This is a genomic window from Deltaproteobacteria bacterium, from assembly GCA_003696105.1.
Lineage (GTDB): Bacteria > Myxococcota_A > Polyangia > Haliangiales > J016 > J016.
The window spans coordinates 1-6,946 of the sequence record RFGE01000180.1 but is presented as its reverse complement, the minus strand read 5'-3'; the positions used below and the strand labels follow the sequence as shown (position 1 = coordinate 6,946).

The 6,946-nt window shown below is 69.3% G+C and carries 1 protein-coding gene; it reads left to right on the top strand.

Features of this window, described 5'->3' with window-relative positions; translation table 11 throughout:
* The first annotated feature begins 308 nt into the window (after positions 1–308).
* The gene (locus D6689_11935; protein RMH41083.1) at positions 309–6,863 is read left to right on the top strand and encodes a hypothetical protein; all 6,555 of its coding nucleotides are present in this window, start codon (positions 309–311) and stop codon (positions 6,861–6,863) included.
* The last annotated feature ends 83 nt before the right edge of the window (positions 6,864–6,946 follow it).

Here is a 6,946-nt window from a genome sequence, read left to right as displayed (position 1 = left end):
TCGACCGCATCGCCGGCGTGCTGGTCGACCTCGACCGGCGACTGCCCCGCCGCCCCGGGCACGGACCGCTGCGGTGACCGACCGCGCGGGCGCCGCCGGACGCGCGCGCCCCGCTGCTCGCGGTGTCGCCGGCGCAGACGGCGTGACCGCGACGCAACCGCGTCGCGTGCCCGCGCCATCGACGGCGGGTCCCGCCGGGCCGCGTCCGACGACCGCGTCGCGACGTGTGATCGAGATCATTTGTAGCCGGCGCCGGCTTGTGGTGTTGATCGCCTCGGCCGTCCGTCCCAGCGTGGGCGGAAGGAAGGATGCATAGAAGTCATCGCTCGCTCGTTCTCGCGACAGTTCTCGTAACCATCGGAACGCACACCGGCGCACGCGCCGGTCTGGACGCCACCGAGTCCAGCGACAACGCGTCCCTCGTGGCCGACAATGCTCGCGGTCTGCGCGCCGACGCCGCCGGCGAGGGCACGGTGGGCCCCGCCAGCCCGACGGGGGCCGCGACCTATCGCATCCCGATCGTCGTACCGCGGGGCGCCGGCGGCGTCCAGCCGAAGCTGGCGCTGACCTATTCGAGCCAGCGAACCCGGGGAGACGCCGGCTACGGCTGGGAGCTGTCCCTGCCGGCGATTCGAAGGTCGACGCGCTACGGGACGCTGCGGGCACAGACCGATTCCCCGCTCGTCGCACGCTACGAGTACGCGGGCCAGGATCTGCTGCCCGGCGACACCGCCCGCGATCCGAACGGCTGCCTTGCGCGACGCTTCTACCTGGAATCGGACGACTTCGAACGGATCCTGTACTGCGCCGACGGCGACTACTGGGTCGTGACGGATCGCCGGGGCACCCACTCGTTTTTCGGGAGCCGGCAGGCCGCCAACAGCCGCGTGGTGCATCCCGAGACGGGCTACACGATGGAGTACCTGTTGGACGAGGTCGTCGACCCCCACGAGCTGTCGTGGCGCGTCGTATACGACCGCGACACCCACGAGGCGACCCGCATCGACTATACGTTTTACCGCGGCACCGTGTTGGGGCAGGCGCGCACCGTCGCGATCGTTCGCGCCCCCGCCGGCGCGCGCGGTGGCCAGCGGGTCTCCTGGCGCTACGGGTTCCCTCAGTGGAAGCGGAACCGCATCGTCGAAGTGCGCGTCCAACTCGGCGGGGCCCCGGTCCGCACCTACGTCCTCGATCACGAGCCGCTGCGCGGCACCGGCGAGGAGATGCTTCGCTCGGTCACGGTGGTCGGTGCCGACGGCAACTCCGCGTTGCCCGCCCAGGTGTTCCGCTACGAAAGCGACCTGTTTCCCCGTCCGTTCGGGTTCGCGTCCACCGGGCAATCGCTGTCGGTTCCGACGGGCGATGCCTTCACCGTAACGACGGCGTGGTGGAGCTCCGACGAGGGCCAGGTCAAGGCCGTGGTCCGCGACGTGATGGACATCAACGGCGACGGCTACGTGGACCTCGTCGATGCGAGCTGCCCCTGGTACACGGCCGGATGTACGGAATGGACCGTCTACCTCGGCCGCGGCCCCGGCGGCTTTTCCGCCACACCGATCGCGTGGCTCGGCGCGCCCTACCCGATCGTCGCGCCCGCCGCGACCAACCAAGATGGCGACGTCGTGACCAAGTGGGGCCAGGCCGACTGGGGCCCCGGGCCGCTGCTGCCCGGTCCGTATACCGTCGCCAGGACGCTGGACATGAACGGAGACGGGTTGCCCGACGTATTCGACGGCGAAACGCTCTACCTCAACGTCGGCGACGGCTTCCGCGCCGTCCCGTGGCAGACGCCCGGCTTCGGCGTGGAGCTCGATGCCGGCAACCCGCCGTGGCGTGCGCCGGTCACCCAGCTCGAGGATGGCGACGGAGATGGATGCCCCGACCGATTCCGAGTGGTCGGCGATGGCTCCTCCCGAGCGTGGATGTTCGAGCGCAACCTGTTGTGCGACCCGACGCCGATTCCTGCGTTTGCTACGCCGGTCGAGTGGACGTGGCCCAAGGGAGTCGAGCCACCGGAACACCTCGGCCTCACCCTGCCGCGGGGCGTCGTCCAGGGATTCGTCGAGATCAACGGCGATGGCCTCATCGATTACTTCGACGGCGAGCGCTTCTATCTGGGCACGGGCCGCGGGTTTGCACACGAGTCGCTCACCCACTACACCGCGACCTTCCAGCAGATCGCATCGCTGTACGATGTGCCGCTCGCCCTGAGCGAGACGACAGCCTCCGGCAACCAGCGCACCGGCTTCGTCGACCTCGACGGCAACGGCCTCGTCGACTTCGTGGTGACCAACGGGGACGTCGCCCTTTCGGGCTGCATGGCCGACGAGCTCTGGGTTGACGACGCTTTCAAGCCGGACGCCTGCTTGCACGACCCTTGCTGTGTCTGTTCGGCGATCGCGGATGCCTCCAAGCCTTCACCCCATTGGCTGGTCTTCCGCAACACCGGCATGGGGCTTGCCACGGACGCGGACGGGTGGCGCGCCGAGGCGGGCCCGAACGAACCGCTGGCGTGGATCGCGGGCGACGATCGCTTCTCGTGCTCGGGTTGGTGGGACTACGGCCACACCCGCCTGGTGGACATCGACGCGGATGGGCTACTCGACTTCGTCAGGGTCACGCCATCGGGCGTCACGTATTTTGCCAACCAGATCGGCGCACGCCGCGCCCTGCTCGAAGAGATCGACAACGGCCGCGGGGCGGTCACCCATCTCGAGTACCAGACGGTGACGACGGCACGGCTCGGCAATGCCTTCCAGTGTGAGCCAGCCAAGCCGCCCGCTGCCGAGTTCCCGCCGCGTTCCACCGACACGACGGGTCCGCACGTCGGGGCGGGCACTCTTCACCGGCCGGTCCACGTGCTCGCGCGCGCCACGACCCGCACCGGCCAGCACAAGACTCCGGCGGGCGACGAGATCGCATACGTCACGGAGTATCGCTACCGCGAGCCCTACTTCGATCACGACGCCAAGGTGTTCCGCGGGTTTCGGCAGGTAGAAACCGATCGGCGCGACAACCTGGGCACGGCGCTGGCTCGCCACCACACCTACTACTACGTCGGCGCGTCCGGCGAGTACCGGGTGACGTCGACCGGCACGGCGTGGCCCGACCACCCGGCGCTGGCCGGCCTGCCGTTCGCTCGCGTCGTGTTCCGCACGCCGGCGCCGGTCCACGCAGACGAGTGCCGCGTCCACACGGCCCAGTGGTTCGGCTACGACGTGCGCTCCAACGACGCGATCGCCGACGGTGCGGACAAGCCGGGTTTCGCCGCCCAGCTCGTGCGCGTCGAAGGCGAAGAACGCGGCGCGGCCGATCCCACCCACGTGCGCCGAACGCGCAAGGACTTCGACACGGACGCGTTCGGCAACGTGACGCGCGTGTACGACTACGGCGATCTGTCACACGCCGGAGACGATGTCTTGCACGAAACGACGTACGCGGTCGACGTCGATCGTTGGATCGTGAGCCTGCCGGCGACTTCGGTGACGCGACAGTGGGGGACCGGCTCGGCGGTGCTCGCCGAGGAACAGCGCCTCTACGACGGTGTTGCGCTTGGACGCGTCCTCCGCGGCGACCTGACATCGACCCGTACGGCGATCCGCTACGACGGTCGCCTCGAAGGGTGGGCCGAAACGCGCTACGCCTACGATGCCTTCGGCAACCGAATCGAACGCGTCGGCCCAGAGGGCGAGCACACGTCATGGGACTACGCCGGCGGATCCGGAAGCTTCGCCCACGTGCTGGCCGAGACCACCATCGTCACCGCGGGCAAGGCGGCGCCGGTCGCGCTCACGACGCGCTATGTGCCCGATGAACGGTTCGACCTCGTCGTCGAAGAGACACGGCCAAATGGTCGCCGTCTCGTGCGCACGGTCGACCCGTTCGGCCGGGTGGTTCGGCTGGAAAGTACGCCGCCCGGCGATCCGGCCGGCGGGCTGATCACCCTGGAGGAACACACCTTTACCGACGCCGGGGTGTCGGCCAGCCCGGGCGAAGAGATCCACACCCGCATCTATGCCAGCGCCGGCGAGTCCACCGACTCGCACGTATTCCTCGACGGGCTCGGGCGGGCGATCCAGGAGAAGACCGGCGACGGCCGGGGCGGATACCGAACGGTGAGCCGCCTGTGGTCCCACTTTGGCGAGGTCGCCGAGGAGACGTTGGCCTACGCCACGAACACGCCGACGTATACGCCCTACGATTTCGAGTTGGGCGGCGAAGCGACGGCGTACGTGACGGTCGACTTTGCCGGACGCGACGTCGAGCGCGGGCTGTCGTACTCGTGGCGGCCGCCGTGGGCCAACCAGCCGATGCACCTTTCGTATCACGTCACCGAGACGGCCTACGACCTGGGGACCGTCGCGATCGTGTCGCCGCGCGGGCACCAGACGGTCTACGAACGCGACGCGCGCGGCAACGTGGTGGCCGTCCACCAGTACGAGGGAAGCGGGAGCGCAGCCCAGCTTCGCGCCACCACCGAGTACGTATACGACCGCCTCGGCCGGCTCGTCGGCGTGCACGATGCGCACGGCAACCAGTGGCTGATGTTTTACGACTCGATGGGGCGCCGGCGCGCGCTCGTCGACCCCGATATGAGCAACTGTTGGCTGCCGGTCGCGTGTGCGTGGACGTACGACTACGATCGATCGGGCCGCCTCGTGCGCCGGCGCGACGCGGAAGGCAACGAAATCGCCACGACCTACGACGAACTCGGACGCCCGCTCACGCGGCAGGTGACGCTCTGCGCGCGCGGTGCCGGAGCGTGCGGCGACGATGCGTCGTGGACGTACGACGACGGCCGGTATGCGCTGGGGCTGCCGACCCGCACGTCGCGCGGACCGAACGCGACCGAGTGGGCCTACGATTCGTGGGGGCGGGTCATCGCCACGTCTCGCACGATCGACGGGGTGACGGAGACCACCCGGCGCCAGATCGACTGGGTCGGCCGGCTGGTCGCGCTCGAGTACCCGACGGGCGAGATCGCCCGCTACGCGTACCGCGGCCCCGAACTCGTGACGGTCGCGTTCGACGGCAGGCCGATCGTGTCCGACATCGACTACGACGCCCTGGGCCGACCGCAGCGCGTCCAGTGGGGCAACGGCGTCACCACTCGCACGGTGTGGGACGCGAGCGAGAAGGTCGCGTCGATCGAACTGCTGCGCAACGACGTCCCGTTCGTCCACTTCAACTACGGGTACGATGAAGGCGGCAACACGACGTGGATCCACGAGGCCGTGGAGGACTGGGAGCGCACCTACGCGTACGACTGGGGGGACCGGCTCGTGGCCGCCGAGCACCGGTTCGGGGCCGACGTTCCGCCGGGGATGGCGGCCGTGACCGGCTGGGAGTGGCGCTACGACGCCGTCAACAACATGGTCTACAACTCGAGTTGGGACCGCGACGGCAGAAACGGCGTCTACGAGTACGGTGGCGCCGGCCCGCACGCGGTCACCCGCGCCGGCGGAAGCGCGGGCGTGACCTTCCAGTACAACCGCAACGGCTACCTCGTGTCGGATGGGGACACGGCGTACGACTACACCGCGGACGGCCGGATGCAGGCCGCGACGCGGACTGTGACTTCGCTCGCGGGGACGTGGACGGAGACGACTCAGTTCGGCTACGACAGCGACGGCAATCGGGTGTTCAAGCGGCATACCGTGCGCTCGGCCGGTGCTGCCGACGGCAAGACGCGCACGCTGCGCTATTTCGGCCCCCACTACGAGCGGAGCGACGACGACGCGGGCCGCACCGAGTTCGAAGACCGCTACGTCGTCGTCGAAGGGGTGCGCGTGGCGCTCGTCTCGAGCCGGTACCCCGGCCGCACGTTCTACCTACACCCGGACGTGCAGGGCACCGTCGCCGTCGTCACCGATGAGCGCGGGTCCGTCGTCGAGCGCCGGTTGTACGAGCCGTTCGGCGAGCCGTTCGACGTGTGGACCGCCGGCGATCCGGCCGGCATCCGCTACGGGTTCACCGGCGCGGAACACGACGATGAACTGGGCCACGTCCACATGGGCGCGCGCCAGTACCTGCCGGCGCTCGCGCGCTGGCCTCAGCCCGATCCGGTCGTGCCCGATCCGATGCAGCCGTTCACCCTCAACCGCTATGCCTACGTGCGCAACAACCCGGTGCGCTACATCGATCCGAGCGGGTTTACGGCGGAGGAATCCGACTTCGCCGCAAACCTGACCGCTCAGGTACAAATTCTCAACAATCGCGGCATCTATGCCGGAACCCTGGCCCACGATCGCAACGTCTCCGTCGTGGCCGCCCGGCCCGGGGACCACGTCGAAATGCGCGTCGCGGTAAAGTCCGGCGACGGACAGGCCCTCGCCGTCACGGTGTACGCCGACGTGGCCGACGACGGGCGATCGGTCGCGTGGTCTGTCGTCGGGCTCACCGGCGACGCGACGTCCATCGACCTCGCGGACGTGACGCAATTGCCGTCGGTCAACCAGCTTTCGCTCCAGTTCCGGCAGGACCTCCCTCAATACGAACGTCACCTGTCAGGCGGATTCCGGTCGAGTGTCACGGACGCCACCGAGACGCATGCCAAGGTGAGGGAGGAATTTTCCGGCAGCATCGAGGTCGGTGCCGACGTCGAAGTGGCTAACGCAAAACTCAAGTCCGCGGCGACCATGGGCGGGGAAGCCGGCATAGCGCATCGCCTGCAACGCACCGACGATGGGACGGTGAACGTCGGCGCCGTCACGCACTTGCCTCGGCTCGTGACCTACGTCACCTCCGCGGTGCGCGTTTGGGTGCTGCGCGAGCCCGACGATCGCGACACGACGTGCGCCGGCGGCGTCCGCACAGGCGGCCGCTGCGCCCCGATGTCCGACGATCGCGGGACGTCGCCGTAGCCGACGCGGCCGCATGGACGCGGGCTCGGGTGCGCGCGGCGCCCGAGCCCGCCGTCCGCTCACCCCCGCGCGCCCGACGTGAC

Bases quoted from the DNA above. Each gene is read 5' to 3' on its own strand.
- D6689_11935 (RMH41083.1), top strand. From the start codon at position 309: ATGCATAGAAGTCATCGCTCGCTCGTTCTCGCGACAGTTCTCGTAACC.